Origin of the sequence: Intrasporangium sp., assembly GCF_035280925.1 — a bacterium.
Classification (GTDB): Bacteria; Actinomycetota; Actinomycetes; order Actinomycetales; family Dermatophilaceae; genus Intrasporangium.
In genome coordinates this window covers 46,952-70,159 of record NZ_DATEEY010000220.1, presented here as the reverse complement: position 1 = coordinate 70,159, position 23,208 = coordinate 46,952, and the positions used below count along the sequence as shown (strand labels likewise).

The window sequence follows — 23,208 nt, the reverse complement described above, 5'->3', positions numbered from 1 at the left end:
GCCCAGGCGTGCCCCGCGCGTGGCGGGTCTTCTTCGAGAGGAGCCCGGCGGGGTCAGCGCGTCGTGCTGGGCCTGGCCGCCAGCGTCACCGAGACGTCCTGGCGCTTGCCGTCACGGATGACCGTGAGGGTCACCTTCTCGCCGGCCTTGCGCTCGCGGATCTGGGCGACGAGCGCGGTGGACGAGTCGACCGACTCACCGTCGATGGCCACCACGATGTCGCCCTGCTCGATCCCGGCCTCCTGGGCGGGGGCACCGTCGGTCAGCTGGGCGATCTCGGCGCCCGCACGCTTGGCGGCGCCGTCCTGGGCCACGGTGTCGCGGGCGCTGACCCCGAGGAAGGCGTGTTCCGCCGTGCCGTCGGCGATGAGCTGGTCCGCGATCGACTTCGCCTCGTTGACCGGGATGGCGAAGCCGATGCCGATGTTGCCGCTCTGTCCGCCGTTGCCGCCGCCGAGCTGGGCGATGGAGCTGTTGATCCCGATCAGCTTGCCCTCCGCGCTGACGAGAGCCCCACCCGAGTTGCCCGGGTTGATCGCCGCCGACGTCTGGATCGCGTTGGTGACGACCGGTTCGGCGGCACCGCCCTGGTCGAAGGGGGAGTCATTGCTCGAGCCCGTCGAGACCGGGCGGTCGAGCGCGCTGATGATTCCCGTCGTGACGGTGCCGGACAGGCCGAGCGGGTTGCCGATGGCCATCACCGGGTTGCCGACCGCGAGCTGGTCCGAGTCACCGAGGGTGATCGGGGTGAGGTCGTCGGGCGCGGAGGAGAGCTTGATGACCGCCAGATCCGTCGAGGGGTCGGTGCCGACGATCGAGGCGTCGTAGGTGCGGCCGTCGGCGAGCGTCACCTGGATGCCGCCGCTGCTCGGGGCGCCCTCCACGACGTGGTTGTTCGTCACGATGTGCCCGGCCTCGTCAACGATGACGCCCGAGCCGGCGCCCTGCTCGAGCTGGATGCTGACGACGCTGGGGGAGACCGCCTTGGCGACGGCCGACCAGTCCGGCGCCGCGGCGTTGCCCTGGACGACCGTCGGGGACGTCCCGCTGTCGCTGTTCTGTTGCGTCGTCGCGGTCGGGGTGCTGGTGTCGGACTCGTTGGCCTGGGTCAGCGCGTACGTGCCGCCGCTCGCGAGCACCGCAGCCAGGAGCGCGACGCCGGCCGTCTGACCCAGACCGCGTCCCTTGCGCGGTGCCGGGGCGCCGGCCGCCTGGGGGGCCGCCGCTGGTGGGGGCGGCGCGGTGGGCACGCTGGCCGTGGGGATCTCCTGCGTCCTGCTCGTGTCGGGCGGTTGGTGCGCGGGGTTCGGCTGCTGGGAGTCGTGCGGTGCGAGCGTCATGGCTTCTCCTCGATTGGTCTGCTCACTCGATGAGACACCGTGAGATTGGGTGCGGGGTGTGGTCTTTCTGTGAGGTTCCTGTGTCACCTACCCGGGATCGAGCGCATGGTGCCCGTGGTGAGCGCGGCTCAGGGTTTCAGTCGAGGTCGGCAGCGTCGATGATGCGGTAGGAGTAACCCTGCTCCGCGAGGAACCGCTGCCGGTGCGCCGCGAAGTCCGCGTCGACCGTGTCCCGCGACACGACGGTGTAGAAGTGCGCGGTCCGACCGTCCCCCTTGGGCCGGAGCACCCGCCCGAGCCGCTGGGCCTCCTCCTGGCGGCTGCCGAAGGTGCCGCTGATCTGGATCGCCACGCTGGCCTCGGGCAGGTCGATCGAGAAGTTCGCGACCTTGGACACGACCAGCTGCGTGATCTCGCCCCTGCGGAAGGCGTCGTAGAGCCGCTGCCGCTCCTTGACGGAGGTCTCGCCGGTGATCAGGTCGGCGCCGAGGCGCTCGGCCACCTCGTGGAGCTGGTCGAGGTACTGGCCGATGATGAGGGTGGGTTCGGCCGTGTGCCGCTGGGCCAGCTTCTCGACGACGTCGAGCTTCACGTCGGCGCAGCTCGCCAGCCGGTAGCGGTCGTCCGGCTCGGCGGTGGCGTAGGCGAGCCGGAGCGGGTCGGGGAGGGTGACGCGGACCTCTACGCAGTCGGCTGGCGCGATGTAGCCCTGGGCCTCGATGTCCTTCCACGGCGCGTCGAAGCGCTTCGGGCCGATGAGGCTGAACACGTCCGCCTCACGGCCGTCCTCTCGGACAAGGGTCGCGGTCAGGCCGAGCCGGCGACGGGCCTGGAGGTCGGCCGTCATCCGGAAGATCGGCGCCGGGAGCAGGTGGACCTCGTCGTAGACGATGAGGCCCCAGTCGCGGGCGTCAAGCAGGTCGAGGTGGGTGTAGGTGCCCTTCCGGCGGGTCGTGAGCACCTGGTAGGTGGCGATCGTGACCGGACGGATCTCCTTGCGGGCGCCTGAGTACTCACCGATCTCGTCCTCGGTCAACGTGGTGCGGCGGACCAGCTCGTCCTTCCACTGCCTGGCGGAGACGGTGTTGGTGACGAGGATCAGGGTGGTCGCCTTCGCCTGGGCCATCGCCCCGGCGCCGACCAGGGTCTTGCCCGCGCCGCAGGGGAGCACGACGACGCCGGAGCCACCGTGCCAGAAGCCGTCGACGGCCTGCTCCTGGTAGGGCCGCAGGTGCCAGCCGTCGTCCTCCAGGGCGATGGGATGGGACTCCCCGTCGACGTAGCCGGCCAGGTCCTCCGCGGGCCAGCCGACCTTGAGCAGCTCCTGCTTGAGGCTGCCGCGCTCGCTCGGGTGGACGACGACGGCGAGGTCGTCGATCCGCTCGCCCGTGAGGGGCCTGATCTTCCTGTGGCGCAGGACCTCCTCGAGGACCGGGCGGTCGGTGCTCCGCAGGACGAGTCGGGTTCCCTCTGGCGAGTCGGCGAACCCCTCCTTCTCGAGGGTGAGCCGTCCGTAGCGGCCCATGGTGTCGGCGACGTCGACGAGGAGGGCGTGCGGGACGGCGTAGCGCGAGTAGGTGAGGAGCGCGTCGACCACCTGCTCCGCGTCGTGGCCGGCGGCGCGGGCGTTCCACAGGCCGAGCGGGGTGATCCGGTAGGTGTGGACGTGCTCGGGTGATCGCTCGAGCTCCGCGAAGGGGGCGATCGCCCGTCGGGCCTCCTCGGCGCGGGGGTGGTCGACCTCGAGGAGCAGGGTCTTGTCGCTCTGGACGATGAGGGGTCCGTCGGGTGGGGTGTTCATCGTGTCGTCCAACCGCTGGGGCGGAGCCCGTGTTCCCGCACGCCTGACAGTATGGACGCATGCGAACCCCCCAGGTGGAGCCCGCGGCGGGGCTGCCGGCGGCCGTCACGATCTACGAGGTCGGGCCCCGCGACGGGCTGCAGAACGAGAAGACCGTCGTGCCGGCCGGGACCAAGGTCGAGTTCATCAGGCGCCTCGAGGCGGCCGGCCTGCAGACGATCGAGACGACCTCGTTCGTGCCCGCGAGATGGGTGCCGCAGATGGGTGACGCCGAGGAGGTGCTCGCCGGGCTCGAGGCGGCCGGTGGTGACGCGACCGGCGTTCGGCGCCCGGCGCTGGTGCCCAACGAGCGGGGCCTGGACCGGGCCGAGGAGCTGGGCCTGCGGGCCGTCGCCATCTTCGGCTCCGCGACGGAGACGTTCGCCCAGCAGAACCTCAACCGCTCCGTCACCGAGCAGTACGCGATGTTCGAGCCCGTGGTGAAGCGGGCGCTGGCCGACGGCATGTGGGTCCGCGCCTACGTCTCGATGTGCTTCGGCGACCCGTGGGAGGGCCCCGTCCCGATCGACCAGGTCGTCGAGGTCGCCCAGCGCCTCATGGACCTCGGCTGTGCCGAGCTGAGCCTCGGTGACACGATCGGCGTCGGCACGACCGGGCACGTTCATCTCCTGCTGGAGGCCTTGGGCCGCAAGGGGATCGGCACCGACCGAATCGCCGTGCACTTCCACGACACCTACGGCCAGGCCCTTGCCAACACCATGGCCGCGCTCCGTGACGGGGTCTCCGTCGTGGACGCGTCGACCGGTGGGCTGGGCGGCTGCCCCTACGCCAGGTCCGCCACCGGCAACCTCGCGACCGAGGACCTCGTCTGGGCCCTCACCGGGGCCGGCGTCGAGACCGGCGTCGACCTCGAGAGGCTCGTCGAGACCAGCGTCTGGATGGCCCGGGAGCTCGGGCGCCCGAGCCCGTCCAACGTCGTCCGCGCCCTCGCCGGCTGACCCAGCCCGATCGAGTGAACAGGAGATGCACCCCAAATCCTGTTCCCTCGATTGAGGCGTGGGTTCAGGGGGTGTCGAGGGTGGCACCGACGATCCGGTGCACCGACCAGGACCGCTCCCGCCCTGCCTCGTCGGTTGCGTGGACCCGCCCACCGTCGACCCGGCGAGGGTGGATCAGGTGCCGCGTCGTCGCGCCGAGTCGGTCGGTCACGCCGATCCACACGCCGTGGTTGTCCGCCATCGCCTCCCGCAGCAGCGCGAGGGTGACGACGGGGTCGGTGGTCGGGATGGCCGGGCCGGGTCGCGAGGCCTCCTCCGCGCGGCGGTCAGCCGCGGTCGCCTCCGAAGCACGGAGCCCGGCGACCAGGGCCGCCGTGCTGGCCTCGTCCACCGGGGATGTCGTCGGTGGGGCGGCCCTGCGCCTGGGGCGCGCCCGGCGCTGCTCGGGTCCAACGAGGACCACGCCACCGTCCTGCCCCTCGAGCACCGGCGCGAAGCCGTGCTCGCGCAGCAGCTCGACCAGCATGCCGGGGTCGCCGGATGACACGAGCACCGTGGGCGCGATGCGCCGCAGCCGGAGCGGAGCGAGGTCGCGGGTGGCGAGCATCGCGTTCAGCACCGCCTCGTCGTCAGAGCGGACGTATGCCGCTGAGTTCCCTACCCGGGTCACGCCGTGCTTCCGCGCGACGTCCGTCACGAGGTACTCGAGGGGCTGGGGAAGCGGGGTGCGGCTCGACCGACGGATCGTGTCCAGCACGTCTGCCGCGGTCCAGCCGGCGTCCAGGGCGCGACGGATCGAGTCGTGCGTGAAGCGGTGGACGGTGGCGCCGCCCCGGGACTCGATCTCGGACGCCAGGCGCATGAACGACGCGAGCGCACCCTCCAGCGGTCCAGGGGCCACGGCAGTGAGATCGGCCTGGACGAGGATGTGGTCGACGGGCCGGGGCAGGTGCGGAGTCATCGCGGCGGCCACTTCGTCGTCTCGATCGAGGGCGGGCGCGGCCTGCACACTCGACTGATCCCTTCGTCGAGTGTGCAGCTCGTGCCGCAGATGCTCGGGCGTCTTCTGCACACTCGACTCGTCGGTGATCCCCAGGAGGGCGCGTCCCGGGGAGGAGATGGCCCCGCGGCCGGTGATCCCGAGCCACTCCGCCTCCTTGAGGACTCCGTCGATGGCCACGGACAGTGGGCCAGGGGGCCGCAGCGGGCGCCGCCAGCCAAGCCGCTCGCGGATCGAGTCCGGGTCGGCCGCCGTGCCCGGCTCGAGCGTGGCGAGCTCAGCGAGCACCTCGCGGCGGATCCCGCGGATGGCCGGCCAATGGACGTCGGGGCCGAGGGCGTTGGCCGGCGAGTCGCCCACTCGCCCCGCGACGAGGTGCGCGGCCCGCGTGGAGGCCAACCACGCGCGGGCCACGACCGACCACCGGTGGCCCGCCTCGCTGGCCGACCACTCGTCCAGCTCGGGTGTCGGAGCCCAGACGGGCACGATCTCGCCGTCGTCGCCGACGAGCCCAGCGGCATACGACACCTCGATGACGAAGGCGGCCCGCTCCGGCTCCACGTCGAGCACCCGTTGTGTGACCTTGAGGTCGCGGACGGACAGGCCACCGGCGCGCAGGACACGCGGCGGCTCCGCGCCCCAGGCCGACGCCAGCTCGTCGACCCGGGAGAGCAGGTCGCTCGCGGCGCCACCCGCGACGGCGTCCACCATGCGAGCCGACACGTCTCGCCAAGTGAGATCTGGCACCCGGAGACGGGAGCTCTGGTGCAGTCGGCCACCGCGCAGCACGAGCGCGACCTCGCGCGGCAGGGCGACCCGGTCGCTGCCGAGCGGCACGAGCAGCCGTCGCTCGAGGAGCCAGTGGACTGCCGACCCGCCGGCCGGCCCGGACGACATGACGCCCACCGGCGGGCCCCAGGCCAGTCGGTCGAGGATGGTGCGGGCCGCCTCCGGCGCGTCCTCGATGCCCGACCGGATCTGCGGCCCGGTCGGCACGGTGGACTCGGACGCCGCGGGGCGCAGCTCCCGGTAGGGGACGCCGAGCCCTGCCACGGACGGGCCGAGCACCTCCGGGACCGTGCGGATGACGTGGATCCCATCCGTCCCGCGCCAGAGCAGAGCCCGGGTCCACAGGTCGTCAACGAGCGCCTGGACCAGAGCCTGCTCCGACTCGTGGACGCCGAGGAGCGGCAGGACGGCAGACGTCTCTGCTGGGTCGCCCCCGTCGCCGGCCACCACGAGTGCCTCGAGGACCTGCAGGCGGCCTGCGTCGAGTGCGTCGACGGCCCGCTGCACGCTGGCCCTGGTCGATGCCCGGGCGGACAGGCTGGTCAGGTCCGCAGGCGCGGGACGAGCGAGATCCGGGCGCGCGAGCACCAGCGCCACGAGCTGCCGGTCGTCACGCCCCCGGATGTCGTCGGCCAGGCTGCGAATCGTCCGGACCGCTGGGCTGTTGATGGCCACCCACCCAACCTATGCGGCTCCACTAGCGTGGAGCCATGAGCGCTCTCTTCCCGGAGCCCGCCCGGCCGTCGTTCGCTGCATCCTCGGCGGCACCCACCGGGCAACAGTGGACGATCGGACACGGCTCCTTCGAGGCGACGGTCGTCGAGGTGGGCGGTGGCCTGCGCAGTCTGACCCTGCAGGGGGCGCCGCTCGTCGCCGGTTATGGTGCCGACGAGACGCCGCAGACCGGTCGCGGCCAGCAGCTGATGCCGTGGCCGAACCGCATCCGGGACGGCAGGTACACCTGGGAGGGCAAGGAGCTCCAGCTGCCGATCACCGAGGTGGCACGCGGCCACGCGAGTCACGGGCTGGTCCGCTGGGCGGTCTGGGAGCTGATCGAGCACGAGTCGGAGTCGGTCACCGTGGGCCACCGGCTCTACCCGCAGCCCGGCTGGCAGCACCCGCTCGACCTGCGTACCACGTACGTCCTCGACGACAGCGGCCTCGTCGTGACGACCGCAGCGCGCAATGTCGGGCCGACGGCGGCACCGTTCGGCTACGGGGCGCACCCCTACCTCGCGATCGGCTCCACGCCGCTGCCCGAGGTGCAGGTCACGGTGCCCGCCTCGACGTGCGTCGAGGTGGATGACCGCCTCGTGCCGACCCGGCGCGTGGGCGTCGAGCGCAGCGGCGTCGACCTCCGGCAGCGCAGGCCGCTCGGCGACACGACGTTGGACACCGCCTTCACCGACCTCATCCGCGACGCCGACGGAATGTGGCGGTGCGAGGTCGTGACCCGGGCCGCCGGCCGCATCGTGCTGTGGGCGGACGCGGCGTTCCCGTGGGTCCAGGTCTTCACTGGTGCGGTCGAGAAGGGGCTGGGCGAGCCCGGGATCGCCGTGGAGCCGATGACCTGCCCGGCAGACGCCTTCAACTCCGGGGACTCGCTCATCACGCTCGCTCCCGGCGCGGAGTGGACCGGTACGTGGGGGATCTCACCGGGCTGAGCAGCGCGATCTGGGAACGGCGGCCAGCAGATAGGCTTGGCGAAGCGCTCGGCCGATGGTGGGCGCCAATCAGACGAGCAACGAGGTGGACTGTGCCGACTGGCAAGGTCAGGTTTTTCGACGCCGACAAAGGCTTCGGTTTCATCGCGGAAGACGATGGCGCCGACGTGTTCCTGCACGCCAACGCCCTGCCCGAGGGCGTCACGACCCTGAAGAAGGGGACGCGCGTCGAGTTCGGTGTCGTCCAGGGCCGCAAGGGAGCACAGGCGCTGCAGGTGCGCGTCCTCGACCCGGCCCCGTCTCTCGTCAGCAAGCGCCGCGAGCGCGACCGCAAGCCGGCCGACGAGATGGTCGTCATCGTCGAGGACGCCATGCAGGTCCTCGACGAGGTGAGCAACGGCCTGCGCAGGGGCCGCTACCCGGACAAGGACTTCGGCTCCAAGGTGGCCCAGGCCCTCCGCAAGGTCGCCGACCAGCTCGAGGGCTGACGACATGGTTCCCACACTCACGTCCAAGCGGGACGCGGCCAAGCAGGACGCGGTGCTCCTCGCCGCCGTCGACCTCGCCCGGGCCTCCCTCGAGGAGGTCGCCGAGCCGGGCACCATCGGTGCCCACTCGGGCATGGAGATGCTCGCGGAGCGCCTCGCCATGCACTGGTTCGAGTGCACCTCGCCCGGGTACCACGGCTGGCGGTGGGGGGTCAGCGTGACCCGCGTGCCGCGGGCGAAGGTGGCCACGGTCTGCGAGACCAACCTGCTCCCCGGGCCCGAGGCGGTCCTCGCCCCGGAGTGGCTGCCCTATGCCGACCGGCTGGCTCCGGGCGATCTCGGTGCGGGGGACGTGCTGCCGCGACGGCCGGACGACCCCAACCTCGAGGCCGGCTTCGAGGCTACGGGCGACGAGGACGTCGACCAGATGGCCATCGTCGAGCTGGGCCTCGGCCGACCCAGGGTCCTCTCGCCCGAAGGGCGTGAGGCCGCGGCCACGCGCTGGTACGCCGGTGAGGGCGGCCCGAAGGCGGAGGTCGCCCTCAAGGCCACCGCCCGCTGCTCGACGTGCGGCTACTTCGTGCCGATGGCCGGCGCCCTGCGGGCCGTCTTCGGCGTCTGCGCCAACGAGTGGAGCCCGTCCGACGGACGCGTCGTCTCGCTGGACCACGGATGCGGGGCCCACTCGGAGACCGATGTCGAGCTGCCCGAGGCGACGCCCATCGGTACCCCGATCGTCGACGAGTTCGCGGTCGACCTGGAGCAGGTCCCCCCGACCGACGGCGATGCGACAGCTCCAGCTGACTCGACCGAGGACGGGGCGCGAGAGCCGGCCCCGGAAGTTGTCCACTCGATCCAGGGTGAGGCGGCTGGCGAGGAGGCGGTCGAGCGCACCGCCGAGGTCACCGGCGAGCGCGACTGAGCTCAGCGGCATACGGCCAGGTCTGCCGTCAGGCGGCATCCGTCGCGTTGCCGCGGCCGCGGCGCAGGTACACCCACCCGATGGCGCCCAGGCCCATGCCCGCGACGCACGTCCACGGCCACCAGTCGCGGTCACCCTCGTGCAGGGCGGGCACGACGAGGGTGACGACGAGCGCCACTGCCCATGCGACGATCCCGCCCTCGACGATCTTGAGCATGGGGACGTGGACCGGCTCGAGGGGCTCCCCGGGCTGACGGCGAGGGGTCTGGTCGGTCACGTGGGCCAGCCTAGGTGATCCGGCGCGCGACCCGCCTCGGGCCAACGGTTCAGGGGGCAATGCCCACCACTAGAGTGCCCGCCATGTCGATCGAAACCACCCAGCGTCCGGCAGCGACCGGACTCGACGGCTTCTTCAGGATCACCGAGCGCGGGTCGACCGTCGCCCGCGAGGTCCGAGGCGGATTCGTCACCTTCTTCACGATGGTCTACATCGTGGTCCTCAACCCGATCATCCTGTCCGGGGCGACGGACGGCTCCGGGCTCCTGATCGGTGGCGTCGCCGATCTCGAGCAGAGCAAGCTGCTCGTCGCCGTCGGCACGGCCGTCATCGCCGGCGTCATGTCGATCCTCATGGGGCTCTTTGCGAACTTCCCCATCGCGCTCGCGGCCGGCCTCGGGATCAACGGCCTCATCGCCGGGATGGTCTTCACCCATGCGTCGGAGGGGATCACCTTCGCCGACCTCATGGGACTGGTCGTCATCGAGGGCATCATCATCCTCGTCCTCGTCATGACCGGCTTCCGCACGGCCGTCTTCCACGCGATCCCCACGCCGCTCAAGGTCGCGATCTCGGTCGGCATCGGCCTGTTCATCGCCTTCATCGGCGTCATCGACGCCGGCTTCGCGCGCCGCCCGACGTCGCCGGGCTCGGTCCCGAGTGAGCTCGGCATCGGCGGCAGCCTCAACGGCTGGCCGACGCTCGTCTTCGTCTTCGGCGTCTTCCTCATCGCGGTGCTGCTCATCCGCAAGGTCAAGGGCGCGATCCTCATCGGCATCGCCGCGGCCACCGTGCTCGCCATCATCCTGGAGGCGGTCTTCGCCATCGGCCCGCGGATCTTCACCGACCAGGGGCTGCAGAACCCCGAGGCCTGGTCGCTGACCGTCCCGGCGCTGCCCGACTCGATCACCAACACCCCGGACCTCGGGATCCTCGGCCAGTTCAGCCTGCTCGGGTCGTTCGAGAAGCTCGGCTTCGTCACCGCGATCATGTTCGTCTTCTCGCTGCTGCTCGCCGACTTCTTCGACACGATGGGCACGGTCGTCGCCATCGGCACCGAGGCGGAGCTGCTCGACGAGGAGGGCAACCCGCCGCACACCGAGCGCATCCTCGTCGTCGACTCGGTCGCCGCGATCGCGGGCGGCGCCGGTGGCGTCAGCTCCAACACGAGCTACATCGAGTCGGCGGCCGGCGTCGAGGAGGGGGCCAGGACGGGTCTCGCCTCGGTCGTGACCGGCATCCTGTTCCTGCTGGCGACGTTCCTGGCGCCGCTCTTCGCCATCGTGCCCTCGGAGGCGGCGGCGCCGGCGCTCGTGATCGTCGGCTTCCTGATGATGATGCAGGTCAAGAACATCGACTGGGACGACATGGAGGTCGCGCTCCCGGCGTTCCTGACGATCGTGCTGATGCCGTTCACGTACAACATCACGGTCGGCATCGGGGCCGGCTTCATCGCTTGGGTCCTGGTCAAGATCGCGCGCGGCCACGCCCGCCAGGTACACCCGCTGCTCTGGATCGTCACGGCGTTCTTCGTCATCTACTTCATCAAGACGCCGCTCGAGAACGCCCTGACGTAAGCACCCACCCCGAAGACCCCGCACACCCCCGCATGTCGACTGGTCGCCCTCCTGCAGGAAGGGTGACCAGTCGACAAGCGGGGGTGTTGCGGGGGAAGGGTGTCGGAGCCGGCGACGCGGGCTTCGGCTGGACTGTCGGGTGGGGAATGATTAGCAAGGCTAATGAGTTAGGCTAATCAGTACCCCACTCTGCCTACCGAGGACCCTGCGTGACCGCCCCAGCTGCCAAGCCGCTCTCCCGATCAGAACGCGTGACGATGGCGAACGACATCCGCCTCGCCTGCATGCGCATCTCGCGGCGAGTCCGCTTCGAGTCCGACCGCGAGCTGCCGCCGCACCAGTTCTCGGTCCTCGCGCGCCTCGAGGACGCCCCGCACACCAACAGCGAGCTCGCCGACATCGAGCGGGTGTCCGCCCCGAGCATGAAGCGCACGACGGGCTGCCTCGTCGACAAGGGCTACATCGCCCGTGCGGACGACCCCTTGGACGGACGCCAGGTGATCCTCTCCCTGACCCCCGAGGGCCGCAAGGCGGTCAGACGGATCCGTCGGCACCGCGATGAGTGGATGCTCGACCGGTTCGCCCACCTCACCGAGGACGAGCTCGCGCTGCTCCAGCAGGCGAGTGCCGTCCTCGCGAGGGTGGCGACCAAGTGAGTCCGACCTTCCACTCGCTGGGAGTCCCGAACTACCGCCGGTATGCGTCCGGTGCGCTCGTCTCCAACATCGGCACCTGGATGGGCCGTGTGGCGCAGGACTGGCTCGTCCTCACCGTCCTCACCGACCATTCGGCTTCCGCGCTCGGGATCGTGACCGGCCTGCAGTTCCTGCCCTTCCTCATCCTCGCGCCGTTGGCCGGGATGATCGCGGACCGGTTCCCCAAGCGGCAGATCCTGCTCTGGACGCAGGCCGCGCTGCTCGTGACTGCGCTGGCACTGGCTGTCCTCACCGGGGCCGGCGTCGTCGAGCTGTGGCACGTCTACGCCCTCGCCCTGCTGCAGGGTGTCGCCACCGCGATCGACAACCCGTCCCGTCAGGCCTTCGTCTCCGAGATGGTCGACCACGACCACGTCGCCAACGCGGTCGCCCTCAACAGCGCGTCGTTCAACCTCGGCCGACTCCTCGGTCCCGGCGTCGCCGGTCTCGTGATCGCCTGGTTCGGCCTCGCACCCGCCCTCTACATCAACGCCATCTCGTTCGTCTTCGTGCTGGCCGCCCTGCTCCGCATCGACCAGAGAAGCCTGCAGCCGGTCCCCCGAGCGCGCGGCAAGGGCCAGATCCGGGAGGGCCTGCGCTACGTCCGCCGGCGGCCCGACCTCGTCCTCATCATGTCCCTGGTCTTCGTGCTCGGGACGTTCGGCATGAACTTCCAGATGACCATGGCGCTCATGTCGACGCAGGTCTTCCACAAGGGACCGGGGGAGTTCGGCGTGCTCGGCTCCATCATGGCGGTCGGCTCACTGTCGGCGGCGCTGATGTCGGCCCGGCGACGCCCTCGCATGCGCGTTCTCGTCGTCGCCCTCGCCGGTTTCACCGTCTCGACCCTCCTGCTTGCGACGGCCCCGACCTTCGAGCTCTTCGCGATCTACCTCGTGCCGACCGGGCTCGCGGCGCTCACTGCCCTGACGACGGCCAACGCGCTCGTCCAGATGAGCGTCACGCCGGTCATGCGAGGGCGTGTGATGGCCCTCTACATGGCGATCTTCCTCGGTGGCACCCCGGTCGGTGCGCCGATGATCGGCTGGATCGGCGACGCCTGGGGCGCACGGTGGACCATCGCGATCGGCACCATCACGGTGGGGCTCAGTGTCGCCGCTGTGGCCCTGTGGTTCGCGCGGAGGCACAATGTGGCGGTGAGCTTCCAGACGCAGCGCCGGCCGCGAATGCGGGTTCGGTTCGAGCGGCCGGCGACTCCACAGGCAGCCAAGTGAACTTCCGGACGCGGCATCGTCTGACCGTCGCTGCTCTCGTGCTGTTCATCGCCATCGCCGTGGTGGCCGCCGTCCTCTGAGGCCCCGCTGGGTCGCTGCCGCCGCGAGTGGCCCGGGGTGTGTCCACCACAGGGCGGCTGCCCGCTGCTGCCCGGGCTGCCCGAGCTGCCCGAGCTGCCCGGGCTGCCGGGGGCTGCCGGGGGCTACCGGGGGCTACCGGGTGTTGGCCGTGAAGGTCAGGTGCGTCACGCCGCTCGGGGTCGAGACCGCCTCGATGTCGTAGCTCTGCTCGAGGGACTCCAGCCCGTCCCACAGGCGCACCCCGCGGCCGAGCACGATGGGAACCTGCGCGACGTGCAGGTGGTCCACCAGGCCCTCGGCAAGGAAGTCGCGCACCACAGTGGGCCCACCGCCGAGCCGCACGTCCTGGCCGTTGGCCGCCTCACGCGCCCGCTCGAGGGCCTCGCTGGGCGAGGCGTCCAGGAAGTGGAACGTGGTGCCGCCCTCCATCTCGATCGAGGGTCGCGGCCGGTGAGTGAGCACGAACACCGGCGTGTGGAAGGGCGGGTTCGGTCCCCACCATCCCTTCCAGTCCGGGTCGTCCTGCCATCCGGGCGGGCCGAACTTCCCGGCGCCCATGATCTCGGCTCCGATACCGGGGTTGTGCCGAGCCGCGAACGCGTTGTCGGCGCCTCCGCTGCCGCCCGTCTGGTTGCCCATCTCATGGAAGAAGCGCGTCTCGACATACCACCCGTGCAGCCGTTCGCCGGCATGCCCGAACGGGGCCGCAAGGCTCTGACCTTCACCGGTGGCGAAGCCGTCAAGCGAGATCGACAGATTGTGGACGCGCACCTGCGACATTCGAATCCCCTTCGTTGGGCGGCCTGTAGACATCAGCATGGACCATCCGTCTACCGCGAACGCACTGAATTGGTGCGGTCCAGAGCCACCATGCCTCGTGCGCGGCGTCCCGGGTCAGCCACCCCAGATGATGAACTCGCCGTGCGGCATCACCGGATGAATCGACACCTCGACGGTCGTCCCGTCGGCGTCCCGGCCCAACCTCAGCGCAATCTGCGAACCATGGAGGGTGCCGCCGCTCGCGCCGACGAGCGCAGGGAGGTCCGCCCGGTCGACTTGTACGCAGGTACCCTTCCAAATCGGTGGTGAGCCGGCAGGATACCTACTGCTCACCTGGCCCGCGCGAGCGGTGGGCCGACCCTGGAGGACGTGCTTGGCTGCCCGTGGCAGTTGGGTGATGGCGATCGGTTCCGAGAAGCTGCCGTCCGCGCTCACCCGACTGGGGCACACCGCGTACGCGGCGGGTTGGTGATGCCTCGCGCTCGGCTCCGCCCAGACGCCCGCGAAGAGCCCGCCGACTGGGTCTCTCAGGAACGCGTCCCAACCAAAGACACCGGACCAGAGCAGGACGGACCCGATGGGGCTGAGTCGCCGCTCGAATACCGCGGCGGCTGTGTCCCCTTGCCAGATCACTCGCCCGTCGGCGTAGGCAAGGCCCCATCCCACATGGAGGATGCCGTGAGTCGCGACGAGGACCGAGGTCGCAGTCGAGTCAGCGCCCGACCAGCGTGCGCTCTGGGCGCCCTGCTCGCCCCTGATCTGTGGGGGCGAACTGCCTCGCCCCGCGACGAGCGCGCCGATGGCCAAGGCCGTGCCAAGGATGAGAACCGTGACGGCCCTCCTGCGGGCTCGGCGACGCGCCTGTTCGATGACCGTGACCTCGACCGCATGGGGGAGGGAGTCGCTTGCGTCGAGAGGCCCCGGCGCAGCCGTCAGTCCCATGGTGCGCTCCTCAGCCGATGAGACGATCGTGACCAGCAGCATGGCTGCGGTCAAGATCCACTCGGGCGACCCCCGACTATTCGGCGGCGGCGCGAAAGTCGGCGCTCTCGAGGCGCGACGGACGGCAACTATCGCGCCGCGGCCCGATTGTCCGAGTTGTCTCGGGGTCGGCGCCCGTACCCCATTCGTGGCCGGCCATCGAGCCGCGGCGCGCCCCCTCGGGCTCGTGCGGGAGCAGCGTCAGGCCAGCCGCAAGCGGGAGGGGCTCAGCGGCATACGGAATGGTGGGGTTGGACTCAGCCCAGCTGGGAGACGACGTACTCCACGGCCTTGGTCAGCGTGCTGACGTCGTCGGGCTCGACGGCCGGGAACATCGCGACGCGCAGCTGGTTGCGGCCGAGCTTGCGATACGGCTCGACGTCGACGATGCCGTGGGCGCGCAGGACCTTGGCCACCGCAGCCGCGTCGATCGCGTCATCGAAGTCGATCGTCCCGACGACCTGCGAGCGGGCCGCGGGGTCCGCGACGTAGGGCGTCGTGTAGGAGGTCTGCTCGGCCCACTCGTAGAGGCGGCTGGAGGAGTCCTTCGTTCGCGCGGTCGCCCAGTCGAGGCCGCCGTTGCCGCCCAGCCACTCGAGCTGCGCGTCGAGCATGGCCAGGGTCGCGACGGCGGGCGTGTTGTAGGTCTGGTTCTTCAGCGAGTTGTCGATCGCGGTGGGGAGGCTGAAGAAGTCGGGCACCCAGCGACCGCTGGCGGCGATCTCCTCGACCCGGGCGAGCGCGGCGGGTGAGAAGAGCGCGAGCCAGAGGCCGCCGTCGGAGGCGAAGCACTTCTGCGGGGCGAAGTAGTAGACGTCGGCCTGGGTGACGTCGACCGGGAGGCCGCCGGCGCCGGAGGTCGCGTCGACGAGGACGAGCGCGTCGGGGTCGGCACCCTCGACTCGCTGGACGGGGGCCATGACACCGGTCGAGGTCTCGTTGTGCGGCCAGGCGTAGACGTCCACACCGGCCTCGGCGCGTGGGGTGGCGAGCGTGCCGGGGTCGGCCTTGATGACCGACGAGTCGCCCAGGAAGGGCGCCTTCTGGGTGACCGCTGCGAACTTGCTCGAGAACTCCCCGAACGAGAGGTGCTGCGCGCGATCACGGACGAGGCCGAAGGCCGCGATGTCCCAGAACGCCGTCGACCCGCCGTTGCCGAGGATCACCTCGTAGCCGTCGGGGAGGCTGAAGAGTGATCGGAGGCGGTCGCGGACCGAACCGACGAGGTTCTTGACCGGCGCCTGTCGGTGCGAGGTGCCGAGCACGGTGCGGCCGAGACTGGCGAGGTGCTCCACCTGCTCGGGGCGCACCTTCGAGGGGCCGGATCCGAAGCGGCCGTCGGACGGGATGAGCTCGTCGGGGATGGTGATGGTCGGCTGGATCGGCTGGGTGGTCGTCGGGGCGTCGGTCACGTTCTGCACCTTGGGGGTGGGGCCACGGCTGCGGGCGCGTGGCGGGCATGTTGCTGACGGGTGACGCCGTTGTCACGCGTTCATTGAACCGCAGGTGCCCGGCGGCCCGACACGGCCGGCCGCTGTGTGAACAACCACAACCCCCCAACCCGACTGCGCCGCCCCCCGCGTCACAGGAACTGGCTCACCTTGCGGATCGCCTCGGTCCGGCTCGCTGCGCCGACCCGCAGGAAGATGTTCTCCATGTGCTTGCGCACGGTGGCCTCCGAGACGCTGAGGCGGCGGCCGATCTGGTGGTTGCTCGCGCCGAGCGACACGAGGCGCAGGACCTCCCACTGCCTTGCCGTGAGCCTCGGTTCGCCCGCGAGCTCGCGGACCCGGCGCAGGTGCAGCTCGCCGAGGTGTGGGCGAATGAGGCGGATGATCTCCACCTCCCGGTCCGTGAAGTCCGCCCCCTCCAACCGGAACAGGACCAGTCGTCGGTCGATCGCGCCCAACGGTTGCATCGGGGCGAACACGTTATAACGGACACCCGAGTCGTGCATGACCTTGCCCATGGGGTAGCGCTCGTACTCGTGGTCGCCGAAGCGGTCCGACCTGCGCACGACCACTGAGTAGTCGGGCAGTCCTGTACGGGTCGCGTCGTACGAGCAGCCACCTGGCTCGAAGTACGCCGACCAGAACGCGACGGACTTCTCCGGGCTCGCTGCGTGTGGCACGATCCTTCCGTCGAAGAGGCAGAGGCCGCCCTCCGAGCGGCGGTGCCCGATGTCGTGCAGCTGGAAGGTCACGTTCTCGCACGGGACGAGCTCGGCAATTCCGCGCAGGACGCTCGAGTAGAACACTTCGGCGTCGTCCTCAACCGTTGCGTCGCTGACGATCTCGAGGATCCGGCGCGCATCTCGCCCGGTGATGAACGACTCGGCCACGACCCCTCCCTCCTAATCGTTCACTCGAGGGTAGGCCTCATGTGGGCTGCGGGAACATACCTTGGGCCGAAGCGGTCCCGCGCCAAGGGGTGGCACGTGTGCGAACGGTGTGTCCCGCTGGGGTCGCCAGCGCCGGAGGCTCAGTGGGCGATGTCCGGGGACCAGCCCTCGACGTCCTCCGGCTTGCGCGGGCCCTCGCCGATGTAGCGGGACGAGGGCCGGATCAGGCGACCGGTCACCTTCTGCTCCAAGATGTGCGCCGACCACCCGGCGGTTCGGGCGCAGGTGAACATCGGCGTGAACATCTGCGGGGGGACCTCCGCGAAGTCGAGCACGACCGCGGCCCAGAACTCGACGTTCGTGGCGAGGACGCGGTCGGGCCGACGCGCCTGGAGCTCGCCCAGGGCCGCCTTCTCCAGGGCGGCCGCGGCCTCGAAGCGCGGGGCCCCGAGACGCTCGGCAGCCGACCGCAGGACCCGGGCGCGGGGGTCCTCGGCCCGGTAGACCCGGTGCCCGAAGCCCATGAGCCGCTCACCACGGTCGAGCACACCCTTGACGTAGGCGGTCGCGTCCCCCGTCTCCTCCACACCCTCGAGCATGTGCAGCACCCGCGAGGGCGCCCCCCCGTGGAGTGGGCCGGACATCGCGCCGACCGCGCCCGAGAGGGCGGCGGCGACGTCGGCGCCGGTCGAGGTGATGACCCGGGCGGTGAAGGTCGAGGCGTTCATCCCGTGCTCAGCGGCGGACACCCAGTAGGCGTCGACTGCCTGGACGTGCTTGGGGTCAGGCTCGCCGCGCCAGCGGATCATGAACCGCTCGGTGACGGTCTTTGCCTTGTCGACCTCGGACTGGGGCACCATCGGCTTGTCGAGGCCGCGGGCCGACTGGCCGACGAAGGACAGGGCCATGACGGCGGCCCGCGCCAGGTTCTCGCGGACCTCCTCGGGCTCGATGTCGAGCGTCGGCTTGAAGCCCCAGCCCGGGGCCAGCATCGCCAGGGCGGACTGGACGTCCACGCGCACGTCACCGGTGTGCACCGGCAGCGGGTACGGCTCGGCCGGCGGCAGGCCGGGGTTGAACTTGTTGTCGACGAGCAGTCCCCACACGTTGCCGAACGACACGTGCCCCACGAGGTCCTCGATGTCGACCCCGCGATATCGCAGCGCGCCTCCCTCCTTGTCCGGCTCGGCGATCGTCGACTCGAAGGCGATGACTCCTTCGAGGCCTGGCTTGAAGTCCGGGTCGGGCGCGTGGTCTGCCATGACGGTCCTTGTCGCGTTCGAGGTCACCGGCGTGGTCCGCCACCCCGGTGTGGGCCACTAGACATTCTGCACACGGCAGGACCGGCGTGGTCCGACCGGGCTGTCAGACTGACGCGATGTCGCCGGCAGCCGACCAGACCATGTTCCCGCACCCCGTTCTCAGGGGCGACGCTGGTCCCGACGGCGGCTTCGACCTGGTCCGGTTCGAGGGGACGGATCTCAGCCGCGGACACCTCGAGGGCATCAGCTTCCTCGAGTGCGCGCTCGTGGGCTGCACCCTCGATGATGTGCACCTCGAGTCATCGCGGTGGTCAGAATGCACGTGGGACCGCGTGGGCGGTGTCGGCGTGGTGCTGGCGAGCGCCAGCCTCGCCGACGTCACGATCGACGGCTGCCGGCTCGCGGCCGTCTCGGCGTGGGGCTCGACGTGGCGCGATGTCACCGTGCGTGGCGGGAAGATCGACTTCCTCGACCTGCGCGGCGCCACCCTCAAGGACGTGCAGTTCGTCGACTGCGTCGTCACCGAGCTCGATCTGGGCGAGTCCACCGTGGCTGGGTTGAGCTTCGACGGGTGCACCTTGGTGGAGCCGCAGTTCAGCAGGGGGTCGTATGCCGCTGTCGACCTCTCCGGCGCAACGCTGCGTTCGCCGCGTGGCGTGGCTTCACTCAAGGGTGCGACGGTGAGCCGGGTGCAGCTCATCGAGCTGGCCGAGCACCTGGCCGTGGAGCTCGGGATCCACGTCGCCGACTGAACGACTCACCGCACCTCCTCGTCGAGTGTGCAGTCCGCGCCGCGTCCGGCCGGGCGCGAAGTGCCCACTCGAGGGTGGGAGTCTGGGTCGAGTGCGCACCTCGCGCCCGCCCCACCTCGTCGAGTGTGCAGTCCGCGCCGCGTCCGGCAGGGCGCCAACTGCACACTCGACGGCGGGCGGCAACTGCACACTCGACGGTGGGCGCCAACTGCACACTCGACGGTGGGCGGGAGGGCCGGGAGGGAGGACGAGGCTGGGAGCAAGCCCAGCGGCATACGACCTCGTTTGCGGTCAGTTGATGGCGCCGGGCTTGCCGCGTCGGAGTGCGGTCGTGGCGGCGTCCTTGGCGCGGTCCTTGGCGGTCAGCCGGTCCTCGGGGCGGATGCGCTTGGTCAGGTCCGCGCCCTGGAGGAGCCGGGGGAGCGGCGTCGGCGACACGGGGTAGACGGTGATCGCCGTGTCGCCGCTGAAGACGAGCCACAGCGACTGGTCGCCCTCGTAGACCTTGAGGATGCTGCCGTCCGCGAGGGACCTGGCGTGGTCGTAGGCGCTCTTGCGGGCCTTCTCGCTGGCCATCACCTTCTGGGCCGCCTCCTTCGCCGGTCCGTGGAGCGCCTTGGTCGCGACCCAGATCTGGGGGCCGTACTTCGCTCCGACCTTGACAACCTTGGCGACCGCCTTGGCCTTGCCTGCCATCTGCACTCCTCGTGGTCGGCTGCCTCTGGGCAAACCCTAGTCTGGCCGCATGCCCGCACTCGATCCGAACGACGCCGGCAGCGTCGACACCCACGGGGACGGTCTCGCGGAGGGCGACGTTCTCGCGTCGCCCTACCTCCAGATCCGAGCCTGGGTCGAGGGCGCGCTCGCAGCCGCCCACTCGTGGCCGGAGGGATCCGAGCCCATGGCGTTGTCCGTGGCGACGGTCGATCCGGACGGCTCGCCCAACGTGCGGACGGTACTCATGCGCTTCTTCGACGAGCGGGGGCCGGGCTTCGTGACGAACCTGCAGTCGGCCAAGAGCATCGAGCTCGCAGCCAACCCGCGGATCGCAGCCGGGCTCACCTGGCCGGCCAGCCACCGGGCGATCCGCTTCCGAGGAACGGCCGAGCCGTTGAGCAGGCAAGAGGTCACGGAGTACTTCGACTCGCGTCCCTACGGCTCACGGCTGTCAGCCTGGGCATCCGACCAGTCGCAGCCCGCCTCAGGCCGTGAAGAGCTCGAGCGCCGATGGCAGGAGGCGCTCGCCCGCTACCCGGACCGAGGGGAGCGCGGGGACGTGCCCGTCCCCGACTACTGGGGCGGCTATCGCATCCGGTGCGACGAGGTGGAGTTCTGGGCCGGTCGCCAGAACCGCCTCCACGACCGGCTCGTGCTCACCCGAACCGGTGACGGGAACCTGGCCGACGCCGGCTCGTGGACGCTGTCCCGTCGCCAACCGTGAGCGCGCGTGACGAGGCCGGCCGGACCGGTCACCCGACCCGTCGATGCCTCATCGAGCCGCGCGGGTGAGGTGCGACAAAGGGAACAGGACAGCCCGAACTGGTCGGACTGCCCTGGTTCATCCCTGGGTGTGGGTGGGGACGCGGCTATCGCGTGGCCACCTCACACGTTCCGGAAGAAATCACTTCTCGGATCACCTCCTTCCGTGGCTCTTGCACGACCGTACGTCGCCGTGCCAGCGGGCGCCAAGTGGTTTTGGACAGGCATTTCGGCCCGACCGCGCTCGATGGCCGTGACCGACGCAGGCTTCCCGGTGTCCGCACGCGGTCGGTAGCGCGCAACGAGAGCGAGCAGCACCAGCACCTCGACGTAGACGTGGGGGAGCGTGACGGCGTCGTGGAGCGCCGCCCCACTCGTGTAGTCACTGACGAGCAGGACCGCACACAGCGCGGCAGCCAGGAAGCCGATCGCCCAGACCCGGGCACCCGTGAGCCACGGCAGCCGTCTTTCGAGATCCGCGCCGGCATCTGGTGCGTACCGAGGGAAGAACACCACCCAGACCAGCAGGTGCATGGTCTGGAGGAAGGCGAAGACCGCGAGGAGCCGCGTCCCCAGGGTGGTACCTGCAATACCGGGGGACACGACGCCTTCGATGACGGCGTGGCCGTCGTCCACGAGGCTGCGCACCACGGCGGTGTCCGTCCCCAGCCAGGCATCGGCGGTCCCGAGGAGGATGGCCAACGGGATGATCGTCGCCCACGCGAGCTGCACCAACCGGAACACCTGTCGCGATCTGGCAGAGGGCAGGGTCCGCGACCAGTCCCAGAGGAAGGCGAGCACGGCGACGAGGTGCAGGTACGCGAGTCCGAGGAGGTGATGGTCCGGCCAGACCAGCGACGCCGTCGCGGCCAGTCCGGTCAGTGCCCAGGCGACTCTCCTGCGCCCGGCCGGCACGACCCGGGCGATGGCCCAGCAGACGATCGCGTATCCGAGGACCACTTCGGCTGCCTGCGCAGGTCGACCGACGAGGCCGACGAGCAGTCGGCTGAGGACGACCCCCACGAGGAGCAGGGCGAGCACGCCGAGGAAACGGCGCCCCACTCCGAGGGCCAGACCGGAGAAGCGGCCAGCGACGTAGCGCAGCTCGAGGATCGCATGAAGGACACCGAGCAGGATGACGCCGACGACCATGGTGGCCACGGACGAGGCGAGCGTCGCGGCCAGGGCACCAGCCGCGGTGGCGACGAACCCCAGCGCAAGCGCGGTCCCACGGGGGGCCGGCGAGACTGGTCCTGGAACCGTCACGGCACCCACCCCGCCGTCGACGGGGGAGCGAGCCCAGCGGCATACGGCGGGCCGGGAAGGTTGGTGCTGCGAAGTCCGGCCACAGCGCCATGGTTTGCCGCCGTCGGCTGCCGGAGCGAGCGCAGATGCGCAATCGTTAGGCCCTCGTGGCACGTCCGATACCGCTGAGCACGGAGCGCGCGGGGGTGCGTGACCACAGTGTGGCCACGGCCGGAACAACCCGCCCCGGAGCCGTAGTGTGCGAAGGATGACCGTGCCTCACGAGGCGGGGACGCGCGGGACGCTGCGGGCCATCGCGCTGTCGGCGTACGGCCCGACACTGCTCGGCTCCACGGGCACCGGCGCGGTCGCACCGATCATCGCCGTCTCGGCACGGGAGCTCGGGGCCTCGGTCGGTGTCGCCGCGCTCCTCGTCGCGGCGCTCGGGCTCGGCACCCTCCTCGGCGACCTGCCCTCCGGCGCCCTGGCCGCACGCATCGGTGAGCGGCGCGCCCTGCTCGTGGCGTCGGTCGTCGAGGCGATCGGCATGCTCGTGGGTGCCGTCGCCGGCTCGCTCGCGATCCTCTTCGTCGGGATCATCCTCGTCGGGCTCGCCGGGTCGCTCTTCGGACTGGCGCGCCAGGCGTACCTCACCGACGCGGTCCCCGTACGGATGCGAGCGCGAGCCCTGTCGACCCTCGGCGGGGTGCACCGGATCGGCTGGTTCCTCGGGCCGTTCCTCGGGGCGCTCGTCGTCGCGCGATGGGACGTCAGCGCTGCCTACGTGGTCGGCGGTATCGCCAGCCTGGGGGCGTTCGTCCTCATCCTCGTCGCGCCCGACATCACCTCCACCGACCGGACCGACGCACCGCAGGCGCCGCCCCGGTCGGTGGGCTCGGTGCTGGTGGACCATCGGCGGGTCCTCATCACGCTCGGCGTCGGAGCCATGTGGGTTTCCGGGGCTCGTGCCGTTCGCGAGGCCCTCGTGCCGCTCTGGGCGGAGTCCATCGGGCTCTCACCGGCCCAGACCGCCCTCGTGTTCGGGGTCGCCGGGGCGGTCGACATGCTGCTGTTCTATCCGTCCGGCTGGCTCATGGACCGGCACGGCAGGGTCGCCGCAGCGGTGCCGAGCATGCTCATCCTCGGTCTCGGCATGGCCCTGCTCCCGCTCAGCTCCACGCTCGTAGCCGTCACGGCGGCGGCGACCGTGCTCGGGCTCGGGAACGGTCTGGGCGCCGGTCTCATCATGACCCTCGGCGCCGACGCGTCCCCGCCCGAGGCGCGCGCGCAGTTCCTGGGGGCCTGGCGACTCTGCGCCGACGTGGGAAGGACCGCGGGTCCGTTGGCGTTGTCAGGGCTGAGTGCCATCATGACGCTCGGCGCGGCGTCCGTCGTCCTCGGCGCGGGAGCTGTCCTCGGCGCGGTCTGGCTGCGGATCTGGGTTCCGCGGCACGACCCGACCAGGGCCGCCGCACGAGCGCCCTGACGCGTGACGGATTTG

Annotated in this window: 21 protein-coding genes; 10 read left to right on the top strand and 11 right to left on the bottom strand. The window is 70.9% G+C overall.

Annotated features, from left to right (window positions below; genetic code table 11):
• Positions 1 to 53: 53 nt before the first annotated feature.
• Entirely contained in the window at positions 54 to 1,340 is a 1,287-nt protein-coding gene (locus VJN29_RS19920; RefSeq protein WP_324145384.1) for a S1C family serine protease, read from the bottom strand.
• 136 nt (positions 1,341 to 1,476) lie between these two features.
• Positions 1,477 to 3,141 carry a DNA repair helicase XPB gene (locus VJN29_RS19915; protein WP_324145383.1) on the bottom strand — a complete coding sequence of 555 codons (1,665 nt, stop codon included), beginning with the start codon at positions 3,139 to 3,141 and terminating at the stop codon, positions 1,477 to 1,479.
• Between the two features lie 59 nt (positions 3,142 to 3,200).
• Here VJN29_RS19915 and VJN29_RS19910 point away from each other — a divergent pair, with 59 nt between their 5' ends.
• Complete coding sequence (locus VJN29_RS19910) at positions 3,201 to 4,139, top strand: hydroxymethylglutaryl-CoA lyase (RefSeq protein ID WP_324145382.1); 939 nt, start codon at positions 3,201 to 3,203, stop codon at positions 4,137 to 4,139.
• A 64-nt stretch (positions 4,140 to 4,203) separates the two neighbouring features.
• Here the strand turns inward: VJN29_RS19910 and VJN29_RS19905 are convergent, their stop codons facing one another.
• Positions 4,204 to 6,603: a helicase-associated domain-containing protein gene (locus tag VJN29_RS19905; RefSeq protein ID WP_324145381.1), complete on the bottom strand. Its 2,400-nt coding sequence runs from the start codon at positions 6,601 to 6,603 to the stop codon at positions 4,204 to 4,206.
• Positions 6,604 to 6,638: 35 nt separating this feature from the next.
• Between VJN29_RS19905 and VJN29_RS19900 the strand changes: the two genes are divergently transcribed.
• From VJN29_RS19900 to VJN29_RS19890, 3 genes are all read left to right on the top strand, one after another.
• Positions 6,639 to 7,592, top strand: coding sequence for an aldose 1-epimerase family protein (locus VJN29_RS19900; protein WP_324145380.1), 954 nt, complete (start codon positions 6,639 to 6,641; stop codon positions 7,590 to 7,592).
• A 92-nt stretch (positions 7,593 to 7,684) separates the two neighbouring features.
• Positions 7,685 to 8,080, top strand: a complete 396-nt coding sequence (locus VJN29_RS19895; protein ID WP_324145379.1) for a cold-shock protein — start codon at positions 7,685 to 7,687, stop codon at positions 8,078 to 8,080.
• Between the two features lie 4 nt (positions 8,081 to 8,084).
• Positions 8,085 to 9,002 (top strand): DUF3027 domain-containing protein, encoded by a 918-nt coding sequence (locus VJN29_RS19890; RefSeq protein ID WP_324145378.1) that lies wholly within the window; start codon positions 8,085 to 8,087, stop codon positions 9,000 to 9,002.
• Positions 9,003 to 9,030: 28 nt separating this feature from the next.
• Here the strand turns inward: VJN29_RS19890 and VJN29_RS19885 are convergent, their stop codons facing one another.
• Complete coding sequence (locus VJN29_RS19885) at positions 9,031 to 9,279, bottom strand: DUF2530 domain-containing protein (protein ID WP_324145377.1); 249 nt, start codon at positions 9,277 to 9,279, stop codon at positions 9,031 to 9,033.
• A gap of 83 nt (positions 9,280 to 9,362) precedes the next feature.
• Here VJN29_RS19885 and VJN29_RS19880 point away from each other — a divergent pair, with 83 nt between their 5' ends.
• The 3 genes from VJN29_RS19880 to VJN29_RS19870 all read left to right on the top strand — a co-directional run bounded on the left by VJN29_RS19880 (position 9,363) and on the right by VJN29_RS19870 (position 12,786).
• A complete protein-coding gene (locus VJN29_RS19880; RefSeq protein ID WP_324145376.1) occupies positions 9,363 to 10,856 on the top strand; it encodes an NCS2 family permease in 1,494 nt (497 codons plus the stop codon).
• Between the two features lie 209 nt (positions 10,857 to 11,065).
• Positions 11,066 to 11,512, top strand: a complete 447-nt coding sequence (locus VJN29_RS19875; RefSeq protein WP_324145375.1) for a MarR family transcriptional regulator — start codon at positions 11,066 to 11,068, stop codon at positions 11,510 to 11,512.
• A complete protein-coding gene (locus tag VJN29_RS19870) occupies positions 11,509 to 12,786 on the top strand; it encodes an MFS transporter (RefSeq protein ID WP_324145374.1) in 1,278 nt (425 codons plus the stop codon). The genes VJN29_RS19875 and VJN29_RS19870 overlap by 4 nt, the downstream gene beginning before the upstream one ends.
• 213 nt (positions 12,787 to 12,999) lie before the next feature.
• On the opposite strand, the gene VJN29_RS19865 is transcribed toward VJN29_RS19870, so the two are convergent.
• From VJN29_RS19865 to VJN29_RS19845, 5 genes are all read right to left on the bottom strand, one after another.
• A complete protein-coding gene (locus VJN29_RS19865) occupies positions 13,000 to 13,647 on the bottom strand; it encodes a dihydrofolate reductase family protein (RefSeq protein WP_324145373.1) in 648 nt (215 codons plus the stop codon).
• 114 nt (positions 13,648 to 13,761) lie between these two features.
• Positions 13,762 to 14,631: a hypothetical protein gene (locus VJN29_RS19860; RefSeq protein WP_324145372.1), complete on the bottom strand. Its 870-nt coding sequence runs from the start codon at positions 14,629 to 14,631 to the stop codon at positions 13,762 to 13,764.
• A 254-nt stretch (positions 14,632 to 14,885) separates the two neighbouring features.
• Positions 14,886 to 16,040, bottom strand: coding sequence for a phosphoserine transaminase (gene serC / locus VJN29_RS19855; RefSeq protein WP_414654433.1), 1,155 nt, complete (start codon positions 16,038 to 16,040; stop codon positions 14,886 to 14,888).
• 170 nt (positions 16,041 to 16,210) lie between these two features.
• The gene (locus VJN29_RS19850; protein WP_324145371.1) at positions 16,211 to 16,969 is read right to left on the bottom strand and encodes a response regulator transcription factor; all 759 of its coding nucleotides are present in this window, start codon (positions 16,967 to 16,969) and stop codon (positions 16,211 to 16,213) included.
• Between the two features lie 140 nt (positions 16,970 to 17,109).
• On the bottom strand, positions 17,110 to 18,231 hold the full coding sequence (locus VJN29_RS19845) for a citrate synthase 2 (RefSeq protein WP_324145370.1): 1,122 nt from the start codon (positions 18,229 to 18,231) through the stop codon (positions 17,110 to 17,112).
• Positions 18,232 to 18,347: 116 nt separating this feature from the next.
• Between VJN29_RS19845 and VJN29_RS19840 the strand changes: the two genes are divergently transcribed.
• Positions 18,348 to 18,983 carry a pentapeptide repeat-containing protein gene (locus VJN29_RS19840; protein ID WP_324145369.1) on the top strand — a complete coding sequence of 212 codons (636 nt, stop codon included), beginning with the start codon at positions 18,348 to 18,350 and terminating at the stop codon, positions 18,981 to 18,983.
• 291 nt (positions 18,984 to 19,274) lie between these two features.
• Here VJN29_RS19840 and VJN29_RS19835 read toward each other — a convergent pair whose 3' ends face one another.
• Positions 19,275 to 19,679: a hypothetical protein gene (locus VJN29_RS19835; protein ID WP_324145368.1), complete on the bottom strand. Its 405-nt coding sequence runs from the start codon at positions 19,677 to 19,679 to the stop codon at positions 19,275 to 19,277.
• A gap of 49 nt (positions 19,680 to 19,728) precedes the next feature.
• Here VJN29_RS19835 and pdxH point away from each other — a divergent pair, with 49 nt between their 5' ends.
• Positions 19,729 to 20,424, top strand: coding sequence for a pyridoxamine 5'-phosphate oxidase (pdxH, locus tag VJN29_RS19830; protein ID WP_324145367.1), 696 nt, complete (start codon positions 19,729 to 19,731; stop codon positions 20,422 to 20,424).
• Positions 20,425 to 20,585: 161 nt separating this feature from the next.
• Here pdxH and VJN29_RS19825 read toward each other — a convergent pair whose 3' ends face one another.
• Positions 20,586 to 21,728, bottom strand: a complete 1,143-nt coding sequence (locus tag VJN29_RS19825) for a hypothetical protein (protein WP_324145366.1) — start codon at positions 21,726 to 21,728, stop codon at positions 20,586 to 20,588.
• A gap of 247 nt (positions 21,729 to 21,975) precedes the next feature.
• On the opposite strand from VJN29_RS19825, the gene VJN29_RS19820 reads away from it, so the two are divergent.
• Positions 21,976 to 23,193 (top strand): MFS transporter, encoded by a 1,218-nt coding sequence (locus tag VJN29_RS19820; protein ID WP_324145365.1) that lies wholly within the window; start codon positions 21,976 to 21,978, stop codon positions 23,191 to 23,193.
• Positions 23,194 to 23,208: the final 15 nt, after the last annotated feature.

Bases quoted from the DNA above. Each gene is read 5' to 3' on its own strand.
- VJN29_RS19920 (WP_324145384.1), bottom strand. From the start codon at position 1,340: ATGACGCTCGCACCGCACGACTCCCAGCAGCCGAACCCCGCGCACCAA.
- VJN29_RS19915 (WP_324145383.1), bottom strand. From the start codon at position 3,141: ATGAACACCCCACCCGACGGACCCCTCATCGTCCAGAGCGACAAGACC.
- VJN29_RS19910 (WP_324145382.1), top strand. From the start codon at position 3,201: ATGCGAACCCCCCAGGTGGAGCCCGCGGCGGGGCTGCCGGCGGCCGTC.
- VJN29_RS19900 (WP_324145380.1), top strand. From the start codon at position 6,639: ATGAGCGCTCTCTTCCCGGAGCCCGCCCGGCCGTCGTTCGCTGCATCC.
- VJN29_RS19890 (WP_324145378.1), top strand. From the start codon at position 8,085: ATGGTTCCCACACTCACGTCCAAGCGGGACGCGGCCAAGCAGGACGCG.
- VJN29_RS19880 (WP_324145376.1), top strand. From the start codon at position 9,363: ATGTCGATCGAAACCACCCAGCGTCCGGCAGCGACCGGACTCGACGGC.
- VJN29_RS19865 (WP_324145373.1), bottom strand. From the start codon at position 13,647: ATGTCGCAGGTGCGCGTCCACAATCTGTCGATCTCGCTTGACGGCTTC.
- VJN29_RS19860 (WP_324145372.1), bottom strand. From the start codon at position 14,631: ATGCTGCTGGTCACGATCGTCTCATCGGCTGAGGAGCGCACCATGGGA.
- VJN29_RS19845 (WP_324145370.1), bottom strand. From the start codon at position 18,231: ATGGCAGACCACGCGCCCGACCCGGACTTCAAGCCAGGCCTCGAAGGA.
- VJN29_RS19840 (WP_324145369.1), top strand. From the start codon at position 18,348: ATGTCGCCGGCAGCCGACCAGACCATGTTCCCGCACCCCGTTCTCAGG.
- VJN29_RS19835 (WP_324145368.1), bottom strand. From the start codon at position 19,679: ATGGCAGGCAAGGCCAAGGCGGTCGCCAAGGTTGTCAAGGTCGGAGCG.
- pdxH (WP_324145367.1), top strand. From the start codon at position 19,729: ATGCCCGCACTCGATCCGAACGACGCCGGCAGCGTCGACACCCACGGG.
- VJN29_RS19820 (WP_324145365.1), top strand. From the start codon at position 21,976: ATGACCGTGCCTCACGAGGCGGGGACGCGCGGGACGCTGCGGGCCATC.